This is a genomic window from Winslowiella toletana, assembly GCF_017875465.1.
Lineage (GTDB): Bacteria > Pseudomonadota > Gammaproteobacteria > Enterobacterales > Enterobacteriaceae > Erwinia > Erwinia toletana.
In genome coordinates this window covers 3,866,301-3,885,207 of the sequence record NZ_JAGGMQ010000001.1, presented here as the reverse complement: position 1 = coordinate 3,885,207, position 18,907 = coordinate 3,866,301, and the positions used below count along the sequence as shown (strand labels likewise).

Genomic DNA, 18,907 nt, shown 5'->3' with positions numbered 1-18,907 from the left:
CTCAGCTTTTCAGTTTCGGATCGAGTGTATCACGCAGTGCATCACCCAACAGGTTGAAGGCCAGCACCGTAATAAAAATCGCCAGGCCAGGAAACACACTAACGTGCCACAGACCAGCCATCATCATATTGCGGCTCATCGCCAGGATATTGCCCCACTCCGGCACATCCGGCTCCGGCCCGAGACCGATAAAGCTCAGTCCCGCCGCGGTCAGAATGCTGGTGCCGATACGCATGGTGAAATAGACAATCACACTCGACAGGGTGCCTGGCAGAATATGGCGCAGCAGAATCACGCGATCCGGCGCACCGGCGCAGCGTACCGCTTCAACATAGGCCGCCTGTTTCAGCGACAGCGTGGACGCACGCACAATACGGGCGAACACCGGCACGCTAAATACCGCCACCGCAATAATCACGTTATTCAGCCCCGGACCGAGGATCGCCACCACTGCAATCGCCAGCAACATGCCCGGAAAGGCGAACAGCACGTCGGAAGCGCGCATAATCAGCATATCGACCCAGCGGCCGTAATAGCCCGCCAGCAGGCCGAGAACGATCCCCACCAGCATACCCATCGTTACCGACAGCACGCCGATATACAGCGAGATACGCGCACCATAAATAATCCGGCTCAGCACATCACGTCCAAGGTCATCCGTTCCCATCCAGTGGGCGGCGGAAGGTGGCGACGACAGCGCCATCCAGTCCGGCTCCATCGGATTCCACGGCGCCAGCCACGGGGCAAAAATCGCCACCAGCAGCAGTAACAGCACAAAACCACCGGAGACCAGCGCCAGCGGGTTGCGCACCAGAGCGTGCAGAAAATCGCGACCCGGCGAGCGGATAGTGTTTTTCTCTGTCACCACCGGGATCACCGGTTCAGTTGGCAAAGTCATCATCAGCTCCTAACGCAGACGAATCGCCGGGTTGACCACCGCGTACAGCAGATCCACCAGCAGGTTAATCACAATAAATTCAAACACAAACAGCATCACCAGCGCCTGAATCACCGGCTGGTCCTGCGATTTGATCGATTCAATCAGCAACCAGCCGAGGCCGGGCCAGTTAAATACGCTCTCCACCACAATCGAGCCTCCGAGCAAAAAGCCAAATTGCAGGCCGAGCATGGTGATCACCGGGATCAGCGCATTACGCATCACATGTTTCCACGTAACCAGCCGGCTGCGCAGCCCTTTGGCTTTGGCGGTGCGCACATAGTCCTCCTGCGCCACTTCGAGGAACGCCGAGCGGGTAAAGCGCGCCATTACCGCCGCCACCGAGGCGCCGAGGGTTAACGCGGGCAGAATAATATCGCTGGGTTGATTAAAGCCGCTGACCGAGAACAGGCCAAACGGCATGGCGACAAACTGTACCAGCAGCAGACCGAGCCAGAATGGCGGCATTGAGATACCGCCGACAGCGAAGCTCATCAGCGTCCAGTCCTGCCATTTACCCCGTTTGAGCGCCGCAATCACGCCGATAATCAGCCCGAGGATCACTGACCAGGCAAAACCGGCCAGCGCCAGCAGCATGGTGGGCATAAAGCCCTGGGCAATCACTTCGGTCACCGGCTGCTGGGTGCGGAAAGTGACGCCTAAGTCGCCTTTAAACAGGCCACCAAGCCAGTGAATATATTGTTGCGGCAGCGGATCGTTAAGCCCGAGGTGCAGGCGCGCCGCTTCTATTGCTTCAATGGTGGCGTCCGGACCGGCGTAAATACGCGCCGGATCGCCCGGTAATAATTTGATAAAACCAAATACTAATAGCGAGACCACCAGCAGTACCGGGATCATTTCCAACAGACGTCGGACAATATAAGCAAACATGGTGATTTCTCGTCGGTTAAAAATTTTATCACTGTAGGGGTGGCGTTATCGCCGCCCGTGCCAATGGTTTGCACCGTAGCCGTCATCCAGACGGGAGCCGAAAACGGCTCCCCTACGATAGCGATGGTTTATTTAAACTCGGCCTGGGTAAACAGCAGGTTGCCATCCGCCAGCATCGATACGCCTTCCAGCTTTTTGGTTTTACCCACCAGATTATCCGGCGTGCCAAGGAAAGCGATTGGAGCATCTTTCCACAACAGCTTCTGTGCTTCGGCATAAGCCTGCGCACGTTTCGCCGGATCGGCGGTTTCCAGACCGCCCGCTATCGCTTTATCGACCGCCGGATTGCTGTAGTAAGAGACGTTATACGAGGTTGGCACCCAGGATTCGGTGGCAAACAGCGGACGCAGCGCCCAGTCAGCATCACCGGTAGAGGTAGACCAGCCGCCGTAATAGAGATCGTATTCCGCCTGCTTCGGATCCTTCACGCCCCACAGTTTGGCGTTACGCGAACCGGAATCCATTGGCGTAACGGTGACACGAATACCGACCGCGCCCAGCTGCTGTTTCAGGAACTGCGCCACACGCACCGCGACGGTGGTATTGGTGCTCCACAGTTTCAGATCCAGGCCATTGCCATAACCGGCCTCTTTCAGCAGCGCTTTGGCTTTTTCCGGGTTGTAGCTGTAATCAACATCGGTCTGTTTCTGATAGAACTGCACGCCTGACGGCATTGCCGATGTCGCGGGTTTACCCATACCGCCAAAACCCACTTTCAGGAACAGATCGCGATTAATCGCGTAGTTCAGCGCCTGACGGACACGCACATCAGCCAGCGGCTTATGCTGGGTATTCAGTGACATATAATAGAGATAAATACTCGGGTCACGCTGTACCGCCAGTTTGCTGTCGTTCTGTACGGTAGCCAGCAGATCGGCAGGCAGCGGATAGATGGCATCCACCTGACCCGATTTCAGAGCCGCGACGCGGGTGGCATCTTCCGGACTTGGCGTAAAGGTCACGCTGTCCACTTTTGGCCAGCCCTGCTTCCAGTATTTGTCGTTTTTAATCAGCTTCACCAGTTTGCCTGGCTGCCACTCAACAAATTTAAACGGACCGGTACCGACCGGGTGCAGACGCAGCTGCGTCTCTTCCGGATATTGCGCCAGCACCGCCGGGCTCCACATCACCGCCGAAGGATGCGCCAGGGTGTTAATAAAGGCGCCAAACGACTGGTTAAGCTCCACTTTCACCTGCGTTGGCGATACCACGGTGACGGTTTTAATCATTTTATACAGGCTGTTACGCTTCAGACCTTTGCTCTGATCGGCCAGCCGTTCAAGGTTGGTTTTCACCGCTGCCGCATCAAACGGCGTGCCATCCTGGAAGCTCACACCGCTGCGCAGATTAATCACAAACTCGGTGGCATTTTCATTGCTGGTGTAATCGGTCGCCAGCCATGGCGTCAGTTTCATCTGGCTGTCGAACTGGAACAGACGCTCAAACACCCCGCTCTGCACCGAATAACTGGCGTTGTCGGAAGTATCGTGCGGGTCCATCCCGGTAATATCGACATAGGCCGAAATACGTAAATCCTGTGCCTGGGCAACAGCCGCCAGACACAATGACAGCCCGAGGGCGACGGCAGAACGGCGAAGTATGGCTTTCATGGTGTCTCTCCTGATGAAAAGTTATGCTTGCGAAAATGCGCCTTCGGCAACCCAGTGCTGCCCGGCCACCTGGCGATAACGGGTTTTCTCCACCTCTGTGCCAGCTTTGCGCAGCGGTGAAGGGATTTCGCTGTCATCGAAGGTGCGCAGCGCACGATTCAGCGGATCGGCCACCGGCACCGATGACAGCAGACGTCGGGTATAAGGATGTTGTGGATTATTAAATACCGACTGACGTGGGCCGATTTCGACAATCTGCCCGAGGTACATCACCGCCACACGATTAGCGATACGTTCAACCACCGCCATATCATGGGAGATAAAGATCCATGCCACACCGGTGCTCTTCTGCAGATCCATCATCAGATTGACCACCTGCGCCTGAATCGACACATCCAGTGCCGAGACCGCCTCATCGGCGATAATCACCTGCGGCTGCAACGACATCGCGCGGGCGATGGCGATACGCTGGCGCTGACCGCCAGAAAACTCATGGGGATAGCGGCTGGCATGCTCCGGCAACAGACCAACGCTTTTAAGCAGTTCTTCTACTTGCGGCGTCGCTTCTTCCAGCGATTTCACCAGTCCATGCAGCAACAGCGGTTCGGCAATGGTAAAGCCGACGGTTAAGCGTGGATTCAGTGAGGCATAGGGATCCTGAAACACCATCTGCATTTCACGCCGCAGCGGCTGAAATGCCTGCTCTTTCAGATGGGAGATTTCCTCGCCGTGGAACAGAATACTTTCGGCCTGACTGTCGATCAGCCGCAGCAGTGCGCGGCCGGTGGTGGATTTGCCGCAGCCGCTCTCACCGACAATCGCCAGCGTTTCACCGGGCCACAGGCTGAAATCAATCTGCTCCACCGCATGCACGCGATGGGTCAGCGCAGAGAATACGCCGCTGCGCACCGGGTAGTAGACGCGCAGTCCACGCACATCCAGCAGCGGTTTCTCTTCGTAGCGGGCGGTGATCTGCTGGTCACCGGCGTTTTCGCTCTGCTGGCCCAGCAGCGGAAAGCGTTTCGGCCAGCGGCTGTCGCGCATATCACCGAGGCGCGGCACCGCCGCCAGCAGCGACTGGGTGTAAGCATGTTGTGGCGCGGTAAAAATTTGTTCGACACTGCCCTGCTCCACCACCTCGCCGCGATACATCACCACCACACGGTCAGCGACTTCCGCCACCACACCCATATCGTGGGTGATAAACATCACCGCCATATTGGTTTGCTGTTGCAGGTCGCGCAAAATTTGCAGAATGCGCGCCTGTACGGTGACATCCAGCGCCGTGGTCGGCTCATCGGCAATCAGTAATTGCGGATCGCAGGCCAGCGCCTGCGCAATCATTACACGCTGGCGCATACCGCCGGACAGCGAATGGGGGTAGCTTTTCATAACGCGATCGACATCAGCAATGCGCACCTGGCGCAGCAATTCACGCGCTTTAATATCGGCGGCTTGTTTATCGCACAGCTGATGATCGCGCAGCGCTTCAGTCAGCTGATCGCCAACTTTCAGCACCGGGTTCAGCGAAGTCATCGGCTCCTGAAAAATCATCGCCATATCGCGCCCGCGCAGCTGGCGGCGCTGTTCGCCGTTCAGGCTCAGCAGATCGCGGGTATTACCGTCGCGGCCAGTAAACTGCACGCCACCGCGCTCGATAGTGGCGGAGTTTGCCAGCAGTCCCATAACCGCCAGCGAGGTCACCGATTTGCCGGAGCCGCTTTCGCCGACTACGGCGACAATTTCACCTTTATTTACCGTAAAAGAGACGCCTTTCAGCGCCAGATTGCGGCCGCTGCGTCCGTGGAAACTGACGCTCAGATCGTTCACGGCCAGTACTGGCGTCGTGAAAGAACCGGAGGGCGCGGCGGTGTCAGGAGAAGTTAGCGTGATATCCGTCATCGTCACTCCGGGATAGGGTTAGAGCCAGATATGGCCGTTGTGATAAGAGAGGAATGGTGAACTGTCGGCCGCCAGCCAGATCGGGCCGTCAAGATCGACATGCTCCGCGGTCAGGGTCACCGGCAGCGCCGCTTCCATCGCCAGCGAAGAGCCGAGCATACAGCCGACCATTACGCGCATATCCTGCTGCTGCGCCTCGGTCACCATCGCCAGCGCTTCGGTCAGACCTCCGCATTTATCGAGCTTGATATTGATCATCTCGTAGCGATTACGCAGACCGGCAATATCGCCGCGCTGGTGACAGCTTTCGTCGGCGCAGACCGGGATCACATGCGGGAAACGCTGCAGATCGCCATCGCTGCCTGCCGGTAACGGCTGCTCGATCATCGCGATGTTGTAGTGCGTCAGCGCATCGAACAGGCTGCCAAGATCGATGCCCGACCAGGCTTCATTGGCATCAATAATCAGCGTGGCTTTTGGCGCGGCCTGACGGATGGCGGCGACCTTTTCCAGAATCGCATCGCGGTCCAGTTTGATTTTCAGCAGGATGGCGCCGCGTGATACCGCGTCCGCCGCTGCGTTAGCCATATTTTCTACGCTATCGAGACTCAGGGTTTCAGCGGTAATCACCGACTCCGGCGCGCGCAGATCGAGCAGCTGCCACAGACTTTTTTGGCTTAATGCCGCCTCAAGCCGCCACAGCGCACAGTCCAGCGCATTACGCGCGGAACCGGCTGGCAGCAGACTTTGCAGCGCCTCACGGCTCAGACCGGCTTCGACCTGCGCCTGCAGCGCGCTAAGTTGCGCGGTGACACTTTCCGCGCTTTCGTTGTAATGCGGCGTTGGCGTACATTCGCCAAGGCCGATAAACCCCTGCTCTTCCAGCGTGACACGCACTACGGTGACCGCAGTACGTGTGCCGCGTGCAATGGCGAAGGGCCGCGCCAGCGGCAGTTCCACCGCTTCAAAATGCATGCGACGCATGTTAGCCCCGCTCTTTCAGCAACGCGGCGATATCATTGATACCAAAACGCACCGGATCGGTGGCTGGCACGCCAAACTCTGCGCTGACCTGCTGGCAATAAGCACGCGCTTCTTCTTCGCTGTAATTGGAGGTATTGATGGCAAAACCGGCCAGCTGGACGTTGTCGCTGGTGACATGCGCGGCACGGATATTAGCTTCCACGCAATCCGCCAGGCTGACCATCGGTGAGTGCGGCAGATGACGCATATGCGGACGCCCCATTTCATGACACATCACCAGCCAGTGTGGCTGCGCACCGTGGATCAGACCCATGCTGACACCGGCGTAGGACGGGTGGAACAGTGAACCCTGACCTTCTACGATATCCCAGTGATCGTCTTCGTTAGCCGGTGAAAGCGCTTCAGCGGCGCCAGCAATAAAGTCAGCGATCACTGCATCGATGGCGATACCTTCACCCGCGACCAGGATGCCGGTCTGGCCGGTGGCGCGGAAATCAGCTTTCAGGCCAATCTCCCGCATCGCCGCTTCCAGCGCCAGCGAGGTGTACATTTTGCCGACCGAACAGTCGGTGCCGACGGTCAGGATGCGCTTGCCGCTGCGTTTTTTGCCGCTGCCAACCGACAGTTTCGGACGCATATGACGAATATCGAATAGCTCAACGTTATGGGCCGCAGCCAGCGCCACCAGCTCCGGCTCATCCGCCAGACGATGATGCAGACCGCTGGCGACGTTCATGCCTGCGCTAATTGCGTCGCGTACCGTCCCCAGCCAGTGCTGCGGCAGAAAACCACCGGCATTGGCGGTGCCCAGCACCAGGGTTTTCGCGCCGCGCGCGACGGCGGTGGCGATATCCAGCTCTTCAAGACCAAGGGAGACGGTGCAGCCCGGCAGGCGCAGCTCGCCGACACACTGCTCCGGACGCCATACCTGAATGCCGCGCGCGGTTTTCGCTGCCAGCGGGTCGGTTACGTCGCCAAGGAATAATAAATAGGGTTGTGGGATCAGCATGATGTTTCTCCAGATTTAGGCTGATCTGACTATTTCATCTGGGGAGGGGGTTGGCGAATGCTTGTTTGGTGGGGGGGTATAGCCTGAGGTTATAAGCGGGTTACGGGGAGCGGCTTACATGAGGCAGGGAAATCGCTCAGTCCGGTGGGTAATTGGGGAGTTTTGGCGATTGATCAGCTCGCTTAACCCGGACTGAGTTCCCTGCACATGATCGACTCTCTGGCGAGGTTATTTAGCCAGCAGTTCTCTGCGGACAATTTCTGCGCCTGCACTTAACGCCTGGAGCTTGCCGTTGGCTACCCGACGGGATAACGGGGTCATGCCACAGTTAGTAGAAGGATAGAGCTTGTCAGCATCGACAAACTGCAGTGCTTTGCGTAGCGTACTGGCGACTTCCTCTGGTGTCTCAATGGTATTGGTTGCCACATCAATAGCCCCTACCATGACTTTTTTACCGCGGATGAGTTCAATAAGATCCATCGGCACACGCGAGTTCTGACATTCCAGTGAGATGATATCGATACCAGATGTTTGCAGTTTAGGGAAAATTTCCTCATATTGCCGCCATTCTGATCCCAGCGTCTTTTTCCAGTCTGTATTGGCTTTGATGCCGTAGCCATAACAAATATGGACAGCCGTTTCGCACTTAAGCCCTTCAATGGCTCTTTCTAAAGCGGCAATCCCCCAGTCATTCACCTCATCAAAGAAAACATTAAATGCGGGCTCATCAAACTGGATAATATCGACACCAGCAGCCTCTAATTCTCTGGCTTCCTGATTAAGAATTTTGGCGAATTCCCAGGCCAGTTTTTCGCGACTTTTATAGTGGCTGTCATAGAGCGTATCGATCATCGTCATCGGGCCTGGCAGCGCCCATTTAATCGGCTGGCTGGTTTGCTGACGTAAAAACTTCGCATCTTCAACAAAAACCGGCTTCTGGCGACTCACCGCACCAACAACTGTCGGTACACTCGCATCATAACGATTGCGAATTCTTACGACCTCACGTTTCTCGAAATCAACGCCGCTAAGGTGCTCAATAAATGTCGTAACAAAATGCTGACGTGTTTGCTCGCCATCACTGACAATATCAATACCTGCCTGTTGTTGATCTTGCAGGCACAAACGCAGCGCATCCTGTTTGCCCTCAATTAACGTCTTATCCTGCAATTTCCAGGGTGACCAGAGAGTCTCCGGTTGTGCAAGCCAGGAGGGTTTAGGCAAACTGCCCGCCGTTGAAGTAGGTAATAATATTTTCATAACAGATAACCTTGTGTATAGATTCATCAAAGAACGTAATTAGCGGACCATTGCTCGAGAACAGTTCGGTAGGGTTTGATAAAGTGCTCCTCAGTAAACCTTCCCTGTTCAATAGCCAGCTGGCTGCGCTCTTCTCGATCATAAACAATTTGCGTTAATGCATAATCCTGATGATTCAGGTCTGGCTGATACTCTTTTCCAGCGGCAGAGTTAGCATTGTAAATCTCAGGCCGGTAAATCTTTTGAAAAGTCTCCATCGTGCTGATGGTGCTGATCAGTTCAAGATGGGTATAATCGCCAGTTAAATCACCCGCAAAATAAAACGCCAAAGGCGCAACACTCCCTTGCGGCATAAAATAACGCGCCTGTAATCCCATTTTTTTGAAATAGTGATCCGTCATCGAAGATTCATTTTGCTGGTATTCGATGCCCAGAACAGGATGCTGATACTCAGTCCGATGATAGATATTTTTACTTGAAACACTCAGGCATATAACTGGCGGCTTAGTAAAATTCGCTTTGTAATCAGCTGAATTAACGAAGCATTTAAATAACTTTCCATGCAGGTCGCCAAAATTATCCGGCGTGCTGAATTCGGTTTTATTCTTGTTGTGCTCGGACAATAATACGCTAAAGTCATAATCTCGCACGTAAGAGGAAAAATTATTCCCCACAATACCTTCAATGCGCTCGTTGGTTTTTTGATCAATAATATTTGTTTTCAATATTTCAATCACTGGAAAGCTAACGCTCTTGCCTTCAACATCCATCGCAACGGAAATGATTTCAAGTTCAACGGCGTAACGATCCCCTTCCGGATTATCACCATGCGCCAGAGTATTGAAACGATCGTCAATCATCGTTAACGCATTGCGCAAGTTCTGCTGGCGTTTCTCGCCTCTGGCCAGATTAGCGAAGTTGGTAGTGATACGCGTATTTTCGGAAGGGTTATAATTTTCATCGAAAGAAATGCTTTTAATGGTAAATGTAAATTCATTATTCATCGCGATTTGGCATCCTGATTTCTGATATAAAAAAACTGAATTTACTTCTTGCTTTCCCAGTATCTTAACGTTTTCTTTTCTGGTTTTTTTATTCAGTTTTCTTCATATTGTCTAAAGCGAATAGCAGTGCATACTTTATGCCAGACTCATTGATTGAGTAAAAGTGATTTAATTTCACCCGAACATGAGTCATATTCATGATCGGATGAAGTTGCTTGCCAGCGGATATCTGCGCGTCAGCGTGCAGTCAAAACTGACACCCCGGACACCAGTAAAAAGGTCGCGATGAGAGTGTGCTTTTCTCAATCAGCGTGCCGCAGCGTTCACAGGGTTTACCACTGCGATGAAACACCTTAAAGCGAAACGCCGCGCCGTGATGACGCTTCTCATCCATGGTGCCGCGCATCTGGTAGGAGTGACGCGGGATCGCCAGCAGCGCATCGGCAAAGATTGCCAGCTGCTGGGGTGAAAGATCCTGCGCTTTATGCTGTGGCAGCAGCTGCGCCTGCCAGAGAATCTCCGCCCGCAGATAGTTACCCAGCCCGGCGAGAAATGCCTGATCGAGTAACAGGCCACTAAATTGCCGTCGGCGAAAACGTGCGGACAACAGGCGCTCGCGCACCTGTTGCGCTGTCAGAGTGATATCCAGCACATCGGGGCCGACACGCTGCAGAAAGGGGTGGCTTGCCAGCGTCTCGCTGTTCAGCAGCATGATATCGGAAGCGCTGTAGAGCAAAATTGCCCGCTCGTCCGTCGCCAGCCGTACCCGCAACACGCGATTGGTTTGCGGCGTCTCGCCACTGTTTACCACGCGCCAGACGCCGTACAGCTGGTTATGACTGTAGAGCGTCAGGCCGTTGGAAAAGTGTGTCAGCAGCGCTTTGCCGCGCGTTTCAATCGCTGTCACTGTCTCACCCAGCAGCGCCGGTTCGTACGTTTTCAATTCGGGGAAGGCAAACCAGACGTCGGTTAGCGTCTTCCCCAGAATCGCCTGCTCCAGCTGATCTGCCGCCCGCCGAATCTCGGGACCTTCTGGCATAGTAACTCCCGGTAGTTAATGCGTCGCGCCGCCCACCAGACGCAAATCCTGCTCCGTGCGCAGGGCGATAGAGATGGCCATCTCCAGCGCCAGGATCACGGTCTGTGCTGACATGCTCGGCGCAACCGGCAGTTTCGCCGCCTGCTCCGGCAGATACGGAATATGAATAAAGCCGCCGCGCACTTCCCCGCCCTGCTCTGCCAGCCGGTGCAGCAGGCCGTACATCACATGGTTACAGACAAAGGTGCCCGCCGTTTGCGAAACCGTTGCGGGAATGCCTGCTTCGCGGATGCCTTCAACCAGCGCTTTAATCGGTAAGGTGGAGAAGTAAGCCGCCGGGCCGCCAGCCACGACTGGCTCATCAATCGGCTGCTTGCCCTGGTTATCCGGGATACGCGCATCATCAACATTGATCGCAATACGCTCAATACTGATATCCGCACGCCCACCGGCCTGGCCGACCGCAATCACCAGCTCAGGTTGCAGCGCATCCATCGCCGCATACAGGGTGGTCAGCGCTTCGCCAAACACCGTCGGCAGCTGGCGGGCGACCACTTTCGCCCCGCCGATAATATGCTCATTTAGCTGACGTACCGCTTCCCATGATGGGTTTACCTGTTCGCCACCAAAGGGGTCAAAGGCGGTGATCAATACCGTTTTCATTAAAACCTCACAGGAACATCAGGAAGTAGAGAAGAAACACGTTAACCATTAACAATAGCACGCCGGTCGGCACCTGAGCTTTAATCACTGCGTTACGATCCGGCAGCTCCAGCAGTGCGGCAGGCACAATATTGAAGTTCGCCGCCATCGGCGTCATCAGCGTACCGCAATAACCGGAGAACATGCCAATCGCCGCCATTACCGCCGGATTACCGCCGTGTTGCAGAACGAGAATCGGAATACCGATACCGGCAGTCACAATCGGGAAGGCAGCAAAGGCATTGCCCATCACCATGGTCAGCAACGCCATACCGATGGTATAGGTTGCCACCGCGACAAGACGGTTATCCACCGCCAGATAGGTTTCAGTCAGATGCGAAATAGCGACACCGACACCGGCGGTGGTAAACAGCAGGCCGAGGGTGGCGAGGATTTGCGGCAGAATAAATGCCCAGCCAATTGAATCCAGCAGGCGACGCGTCTCCTGTAACGATTGTGCCGGTGCTTCACGCGTCAGTTTCAGCGCCACCAGCCAGCCGACCAGACAGCCGACCGTCATCGAGAACAGGGTGATCAGAGTCGAATGATTACCGGCGCCAAATACCGCCTGTTGCAGCGCCGGGATATTATTAAACGCCAGTACGCCCACCACGGTGACTACCGGAATCGATAACGCGGGCAGAAACAGTTTGTTGCCCAGACGGGTGGCGCTCTCTTTACGCTGCTCTTCGGTGCGCTGATGATAGCTGCCGAGTTTAACTCCGCCCAGACCGGCTACCAGCGCCATCACCACCACCAGCACGCCGACCACAATATGCAGGCTGCGCTGCCCTTCGGCGTCGGAACCGGCAAACTGACTCATCAGTGAGTAAGTCCAGTCGCCGACCAGGAATACCAGGCCATACAGCGCCCAGAACAGACCGGTGGTTAAACGACGTGGGTTAGCTTTATCACGCCAGGACATCACCCCGACAATCAGCAGGATGACGCCTGCCAGCCAGAACAGATATTGTTGTTGAAACATTACTTTGCTCCCTTCGCCTGCAACGCCTGCGCATTAATGGATGCCAGTTCAGCGGCAAGGGTTTTATCCAGACGGTGTAATCGCACCGCATGAATGATAAAGGCGCAAATTGCGGTCGGAATGCCCCACAACGCAATATGCAGCGGCTCAGTCTGAATACCACCGGACTCGAGCATAAAGTTATGCATAAAGATAATCGCGCCAAAGGCGACAAAGATATCTTCGCCAAAGAACAGCCCGACGTTATCGGTGGCGGCCGACATAGCGCGCAGACGGTAACGTACCTGCGGCGGCAACTCGCCATAACGACTTTCCGCCGCCCCTTCCGCCATTGGCGCCAGCAGCGGACGCACCATTTGCGGATGACCGCCGAGACTGGTTAAACCCAGCGCCGCCGTCGCTTCGCGCACAAACAGATAGACAATCAGCAGACGTCCGGCCGTGGCGCTTTTAATATGAGCAATCCAGCCCTGCGCACGCTCTTTCAGACCGTGACGTTCCACCAGACCAATCACCGCCAGCGGCAGTAACAGAATTAACGCCAGGTTACGGGTATTGAGGAAGCCGGAACCGAGTTTTTCCAGAATCGACTCGATCGGCATATTGGCGGCAATGCCGGTAATAATACCGGAGGCGATCACCACCAGCACCGGGTTAAAACGCAGTAAGAAGCCGATAATAATCGCCGCGATACCAATAAGCGGCCAGAGATTGACAGCGTTGTCCATGGTGACTCTCCAGGAGTAATAAAAAAATCTCCGGCCCTGACGGCCGGAGAGAATAAACAGGGGATGTTACTGGCTGGTGACGTTAATCTGCTGCGCGGCGAAAGCTTCACGCAGCCGGCTGGCGAATTGCAGCGCATGCGCGCCGTCGCCATGCAGACAGACGCTGTCCGCGCGCACTGCCACCTCTTCACCGCTGACAGCGCGCACTTTACCGTGCTGCACCATGCTCAGCGTCTGCTCAATCGCCTGCTGGTCACTTTCAATCATCGCCGCAGGCTGGCTGCGCGGCACCAGCGTGCCATCCGCCTGATAACCGCGGTCGGCGAAGACTTCCTGACGGCTGGCCAGGCCGAGGCGTTCAGCGGCGCGAATCAGTTCGCTGTTAGCCAGACCCACCAGTATCAGCGTCGGATCCACCGCTTTTACCGCGCGGGCGATCGCCTCTGCCAGTTCGGTATCCAGCGCCGCCTGGTTATACAGCATGCCGTGCGGTTTTACATGTACCAGCCTGCCGCCTTCGCTTTCAGTTATCGCCTTCAGCGCGCCGATCTGGTAAATCACCTGCGCATAAACGGTTTCCGGCGGCAACTGCATCGCAGTACGACCAAAGTTCTCACGATCCGGGAAGCCTGGATGGGCGCCAATAGCGACACCAGATTCCATTGCCCAGCGCACTGACTGCAGCATGGTTTGCGCATCACCGGCGTGAAAACCGCAGGCAATATTGGCGGAAGTCACCAGCTGCAACAACTGACGATCACTGCCACCGCCTTCGCCGAGATCGGCGTTGAGATCAACTTTCATTTTCTAATCCCCATACCATTTGATCGATACTACGTTGCTGCTGCTGTCTGGCCTGCAATGCCTCATCCAGCGTGCAGTGAACAAAGTGCATCGGCTCCCCCAGACGAATCTGCGCCAGATGGTAGAGATCCGCTTCAATCACACAGGCAATGCGCGGATAGCCGCCGGTGGTTTGCGCATCGGACATCAGCACAATCGGCTGGCCATTTGGCGGTACCTGCACCACGCCCGGCAGCAGGCCGTGTGACAGCATATCGCGGCTGCTGTTGCGGGTTAAGGTACGCCCGTGCAGGCGATAGCCCATACGGTTACTTTGCGGGCTCAGCTTCCATGAACTGCGCCAGAAAGCTTCCTGCGATTCACGGCTGAATTCATGATACTCCGGGCCAGGCAAGGCGCGAATACGGTTGCCCCATAGCAGCTGACGAACGCCCGCGGGCTTAGTGAACTGACGCGTCGCAGGTAGTAATGGCAGCTGGTCGCCATCCTCAATCCGGCGGCCGTGCTGACCGCCAAATCCGGCTTTCAGATCGGTGCTTAACGAACCGAGCAGCGACGGCAGATCGAAACCGCCATCCAGCGCCAGGTAGCTGCGCATGCCGCGCTGCGGCATCGCCAGCGTCAGCCGTTGTCCGGCTTTAACCGCAGTACGCCAGCCGGTCCACACCGCTTTGCCGTCAATCTCAGCATGACAGCCTGCACCGGTCAGCGCGATCCAGCCGTCACGGCCAAATTCAGCGCTAAACTGGCCAAGCGTAATTTCCAGTACCGCACTCTCCTGTGGATTACCCACCAGCAGATTAGCGGTTTTCATCGCCGGAATATCCAGCGCGCCACTGAGGCCGATACCGTACTGACGCCAGCCAAAGCGGCCTGCGTCCTGAATTGAGGTGCTCATTCCGGCACGAATAATCGTCAGCACACGCCCTCCTTCTGTGGCACAAAACGGATGCTGTCGCCCGGGCGCAGCAAGGTAGGCGGTTGATGCTGGGGATTAAACAGCGTGAGATCGCTGCGGCCAATCAGCTGCCAGCCGCCTGGGGTGGCTAACGGATAGATACCGGTCTGGCTGCCGCCAATCGCCACCGACCCGGCCGGCACCAGCAGGCGCGGTTCAGCGCGGCGCGGCGTATGCAGGCGCTCATCCAGGCCACCGAGGTAAGGGAAACCGGGCTGGAAACCAATAAAATAGACCACGTAATTAACCGAGGCGTGCAGCTCCACCACCTGCTGTGGCGTCAGCTGGCTGTGACGCGCCACTTCATCAAGATCGGGGCCGGCTTCACCGCCGTAAATCACCGGGATCTCCACCTGGCGCGATTCGGGCAGCAGCGCCTCACTCTCTTCCCACCAGCGTTGTAAACGCTCAATGGCATCCAGCGCAGTATGCTGCGGATCGGCTAATACCAGGGTCAGATTGTTCATCCCCGGAATGGTTTCAACGACTTGCGGATTGCTTTTCAGGCGCTCACTCAGTCCCCAAATCCGCTGCTGGCTGGCGAGGGAAACCGGGGGATCCAACTCAAGCACTACAGCGCGTTCCCCTAACAGGTAACAGCGTGCTCGTTGCAATATGCACCTCCTGACAGACTAAAAGGCAAATATCCTGTATCGCCGGGCAGAGGGTAACGCCAGCGACATCAGGTATCTGCTTATTCATTTAAGGCAGACAGTTATGCTTAACAATGGGTTGAGTGTCAATCACTTTGCTCCCCCGACCGTGTGGGGGAGCAGGCAGGAAGGTCAGGCAGGATTATCGATATCGACAAAGGTCACATCTAAGCCATAGCTTTCCGCTAACCAGTCGCCTAAGGCACGGATCCCGGCGCGTTCGGTGGCATGGTGACCGGCGGCAAAAAAGTGCACGCCGTTTTCACGCGCGCTGTGGATGGTTTTTTCTGACACTTCGCCGGAGATAAACGCATCCACGCCAAATTCCGCCGCTTCATCAATATAGCTCTGTCCGCCACCGCTACACCAGGCGACGCGGCGAATCAGTTTTGGCGCATTATCACCACAGTGCAGTGGCGTGCGTCCCAGTTTATCCGTGATACGTTGCGCCAGCGCTTCGCCGGTCAGGGCATCATCCAGCTCACCCCAGGGCAGTAACAGGGCGATTTCACCGCGCACCTCTATCCCCAGGTCTTTCGCCAGCAGCGCGTTATTACCGAGCTGCGGATGACCGTCGAGCGGCAGATGCCAGCCATACAGATTGATATCGTTGGCCAGCAGGGTTTTTAGCCGGTTGCGCTTCATCCCCTTGACCACCGGAGACTCGCTTTTCCAGAAGTAGCCATGGTGTACCAGTACCGCATCGGCCTGCAAACGCACCGCCTCATCCAGCAGCGCCTGGCAGGCAGTAACGCCGGTAACGATTTTCTTCACTTCAGCGCGCCCTTCCACCTGCAAGCCATTCGGTGCGTAGTCACTAAAGCTCGCGGTGTTGAGTTGCTGGTTAACAATATGTTCCAGTTCAAAATTGCGCATGGTTTTCCCCGACTATTTTCGTGCGGCCTCAAAGGCTTCCAGTGTCCTCTTACGTGCTTCCTTATGGTCTACCATTGGCTGCGGATAATCGAGTGTTTGCTGATTTTTCTTTGCCCACAACTGGGGCTGATGGATGTCGGCGTCCGGTACATCGCGTAATTCCGGCAGCCAGTGACGAATAAATTTGCCCTGCGCGTCAAAGCGTTCGCCCTGGGTGGTCGGATTAAAGATGCGGAAATAGGGCGCGGCGTCGGTGCCGGTAGACGCGGCCCACTGCCAGCCGCCGTTATTCGCCGCCAGATCGCCATCGATAAGCTGCGACATAAAATATCGCTCGCCCGCGCGCCAGTCGATCAGCAGGTCTTTCACCAGGAAACTGGCGGTGATCATCCGCAGGCGATTGTGCATCCAGCCAAGGCTGTTCAGCTGGCGCATCGCCGCATCAACAATCGGATAGCCGGTTTTACCCTGCTGCCAGGCTTGCAGCTGTTGATCATCCACCTGCCACTGCACATTGCGCGTCCAGCGGGTAAACGGCTGATGACGGCATAGCGCCGGCCAGGCCACCAGCAGATGACGATAAAACTCGCGCCAGATCAGCTCATTCAGCCAGATAAAACTGTCGTCACCCGCCAGTGCATTGGGATGATCTTTAAGCAAACGGTGCAGGCACTGACGCGGCGACAGCACACCGGTCGCCAGATAGACCGACAGCCGGCTGGTGCCGTCCAGCGCCGGAATATCGCGCTGGCTGGGGTAATCCATTACCGGTTGTTTACTGAAGTGGCGCAGCTGCTTAATCGCCGCCTGCTCACCGGCGGGAAACAGCTGCTGGTCGAATGGCTGGCGCGGATAGTCGAAAGGTTCCAGCGCTGGCAGTTTTTGCAGCGGCGCGCCGTCACGCGCGGCGGGCGCCGGCACACATTCCGGTAAACCGAGTTGCAGACGTTTAACAAAGGCTTTGCTAAATGGCGTAAACACTTTATACATTTCGCGATTGCCGGTCTGCACGCTGCCTGGCGGCAACAGCAAACTGTCATCAAAACCCTGCACCACAATATCCTGCCAGAACAGCGCTTTTTCCACTAAGGCATCACGCTGTAACTCATTCACTTCATACTGATAATTGTAGAACAGCTGATCCACCTGCTGCTGCTGACAGAACCCGGTGATAAAGGCCACCGAGGCGGTAAAATCGTCACACTGATGGTAGTGCAGCGGGATGCCGCGCTCTGCCAGCGCCTGTTGCAGCAATTGCAGATTGTCATAAATAAACGCCGCCTGACGCGGTGCCATCTGATGCTGTTGCCACTGTTGCGGCGTGGCGATAAACAGGGCAATGACCTTCGCCTGCTTATCACGGCAGGCGGCATATAAAGCAGTATTATCATTGACGCGCAAATCATTGCGCAGCCATACCAAATGGGTGGCCATAAAACTCCTGAAAAATTAGTAACCGTAGCGCAGACGCAGCGCTTCCGGGTATGGCTCGAAATAGCGTTGTTGCGTCAGATACGCATCCGGATATTCAGCCATATAGTGTTTGAGCAGGGTGATTGGTGCCAGCAGCGGCTGGATCCCCTGACGATAGCGATCAATCAGAGCCGCCAGCTCCTGGCGCTGTGCTGAGGTCAGCTGACGGCGGAAATAGCCCTGCACATGCATCAGCACATTGGTGTGATTGCTGCGGGTGGCGGGTTGCGACAGCAGATTCATCAGGCGCTGGCGATACTCCACGGCATAGGCTTCCAGCGAATCCCACTGGTCCATGGCGGCGACAAAGCGCCCCAGCTCGCGATATTGCGGCTGTGAATGGGCCAGCAGCAGCAGTTTGTAGCGGCTGTGAAACGCCATCAGACTGAAGCGGCTAAGGCCCGCTTTACACATCTGATTAAATTCATACAGGGTATAGACGCGGGCGACAAAATTCTCACGGATCGCGTCATCATGCAGACGTCCGTCCTCTTCCACCGGCAGCCAGGGGATCTCGCGCATCAGTTCACGGGTAAATATACCGACGCCCGCCTTGCGATTGTTATTGGTAGCAGATTCATAGATACGCACCCGCTCCATGCCGCAGCTGGGGGATTTGGCGCAGACGATATAGCCGCAGAGATGATGCATATGGGTAACTTTTTCTGCGGAGTAACTCTGCATCAGCTGCGTCACATCCTCACCCCCCTCTTTACTGAAGCAGAGCGCAACCTGATCTTCAGCTTCAGTATCTTTTACCAGCCGCAATGCCGGACGCGGCGTCGCCAGACCAATCGCCATCTCCGGGCAGACCGGTTCAAAGCGTACAAAAGGAGCGAGTTCGTTAGTCGCAAAGGCAAAGCGTTTATGGCCGCCGTCGAAGCGGACGTTATCCCCGAGCAGACAGGCACTGATTCCAACCGGAATTTTCTCGCTCATAGTTGTACAGCCTCTTAAATTCTGTATAGGTTTTAAGTGTAGCTGAAACTGATATGATTGGCGCTAAAAAGGATCGTGATGGCGTGAAATTCA

Annotated in this window: 18 protein-coding genes; all 18 read right to left on the bottom strand. The window is 55.8% G+C overall.

The annotated features are described in order from the left end of the window. Position 1: 1 nt before the first annotated feature. Positions 2–898 carry an ABC transporter permease subunit gene (locus J2125_RS18125; protein ID WP_017799209.1) on the bottom strand — a complete coding sequence of 299 codons (897 nt, stop codon included), beginning with the start codon at positions 896–898 and terminating at the stop codon, positions 2–4. A gap of 9 nt (positions 899–907) precedes the next feature. Continuing rightward, positions 908–1,828 carry an ABC transporter permease gene (locus J2125_RS18120; protein ID WP_017799210.1) on the bottom strand — a complete coding sequence of 307 codons (921 nt, stop codon included), beginning with the start codon at positions 1,826–1,828 and terminating at the stop codon, positions 908–910. A gap of 128 nt (positions 1,829–1,956) precedes the next feature. Next, on the bottom strand, positions 1,957–3,498 hold the full coding sequence (locus tag J2125_RS18115) for a glutathione ABC transporter substrate-binding protein (protein ID WP_017799211.1): 1,542 nt from the start codon (positions 3,496–3,498) through the stop codon (positions 1,957–1,959). A 21-nt stretch (positions 3,499–3,519) separates the two neighbouring features. Continuing rightward, a complete protein-coding gene (locus J2125_RS18110; protein WP_017799212.1) occupies positions 3,520–5,400 on the bottom strand; it encodes an ABC transporter ATP-binding protein in 1,881 nt (626 codons plus the stop codon). 18 nt (positions 5,401–5,418) lie between these two features. Then, on the bottom strand, positions 5,419–6,384 hold the full coding sequence (dgcA, locus tag J2125_RS18105; protein WP_017799213.1) for an N-acetyl-D-Glu racemase DgcA: 966 nt from the start codon (positions 6,382–6,384) through the stop codon (positions 5,419–5,421). A 1-nt stretch (position 6,385) separates the two neighbouring features. Then, entirely contained in the window at positions 6,386–7,393 is a 1,008-nt protein-coding gene (gene dgcN, locus J2125_RS18100; RefSeq protein WP_017799214.1) for an N-acetyltransferase DgcN, read from the bottom strand. Positions 7,394–7,621: 228 nt separating this feature from the next. Further along, positions 7,622–8,653 carry a methionine synthase gene (locus tag J2125_RS18095; protein ID WP_026111447.1) on the bottom strand — a complete coding sequence of 344 codons (1,032 nt, stop codon included), beginning with the start codon at positions 8,651–8,653 and terminating at the stop codon, positions 7,622–7,624. A 26-nt stretch (positions 8,654–8,679) separates the two neighbouring features. Beyond that, entirely contained in the window at positions 8,680–9,657 is a 978-nt protein-coding gene (locus tag J2125_RS18090; protein WP_209499516.1) for a DUF1852 domain-containing protein, read from the bottom strand. A 247-nt stretch (positions 9,658–9,904) separates the two neighbouring features. After that, positions 9,905–10,696, bottom strand: coding sequence for an endonuclease VIII (gene nei / locus J2125_RS18085; protein WP_017799217.1), 792 nt, complete (start codon positions 10,694–10,696; stop codon positions 9,905–9,907). Between the two features lie 15 nt (positions 10,697–10,711). Then, entirely contained in the window at positions 10,712–11,359 is a 648-nt protein-coding gene (gene pcp, locus J2125_RS18080; protein WP_017799218.1) for a pyroglutamyl-peptidase I, read from the bottom strand. Between the two features lie 7 nt (positions 11,360–11,366). Further along, a complete protein-coding gene (locus tag J2125_RS18075; RefSeq protein ID WP_209499515.1) occupies positions 11,367–12,383 on the bottom strand; it encodes a DUF979 domain-containing protein in 1,017 nt (338 codons plus the stop codon). After that, positions 12,383–13,111, bottom strand: coding sequence for a DUF969 domain-containing protein (locus J2125_RS18070; protein ID WP_017799219.1), 729 nt, complete (start codon positions 13,109–13,111; stop codon positions 12,383–12,385). The genes J2125_RS18075 and J2125_RS18070 overlap by 1 nt, the downstream gene beginning before the upstream one ends. A 66-nt stretch (positions 13,112–13,177) precedes the next feature. Further along, positions 13,178–13,915 (bottom strand): 5-oxoprolinase subunit PxpA, encoded by a 738-nt coding sequence (gene pxpA / locus J2125_RS18065; RefSeq protein WP_017799220.1) that lies wholly within the window; start codon positions 13,913–13,915, stop codon positions 13,178–13,180. Beyond that, the gene (gene pxpC / locus J2125_RS18060) at positions 13,905–14,837 is read right to left on the bottom strand and encodes a 5-oxoprolinase subunit PxpC (RefSeq protein ID WP_017799221.1); all 933 of its coding nucleotides are present in this window, start codon (positions 14,835–14,837) and stop codon (positions 13,905–13,907) included. The genes pxpA and pxpC overlap by 11 nt, the downstream gene beginning before the upstream one ends. Further along, positions 14,831–15,487 carry a 5-oxoprolinase subunit PxpB gene (pxpB, locus tag J2125_RS18055; protein ID WP_017799222.1) on the bottom strand — a complete coding sequence of 219 codons (657 nt, stop codon included), beginning with the start codon at positions 15,485–15,487 and terminating at the stop codon, positions 14,831–14,833. The genes pxpC and pxpB overlap by 7 nt, the downstream gene beginning before the upstream one ends. A gap of 171 nt (positions 15,488–15,658) precedes the next feature. Further along, the gene (locus tag J2125_RS18050) at positions 15,659–16,402 is read right to left on the bottom strand and encodes a type 2 GTP cyclohydrolase I (RefSeq protein ID WP_017799223.1); all 744 of its coding nucleotides are present in this window, start codon (positions 16,400–16,402) and stop codon (positions 15,659–15,661) included. Between the two features lie 12 nt (positions 16,403–16,414). After that, a complete protein-coding gene (phrB, locus tag J2125_RS18045; protein WP_017799224.1) occupies positions 16,415–17,836 on the bottom strand; it encodes a deoxyribodipyrimidine photo-lyase in 1,422 nt (473 codons plus the stop codon). A gap of 15 nt (positions 17,837–17,851) precedes the next feature. After that, positions 17,852–18,814, bottom strand: coding sequence for a YbgA family protein (locus tag J2125_RS18040; RefSeq protein ID WP_017799225.1), 963 nt, complete (start codon positions 18,812–18,814; stop codon positions 17,852–17,854). Positions 18,815–18,907: the final 93 nt, after the last annotated feature.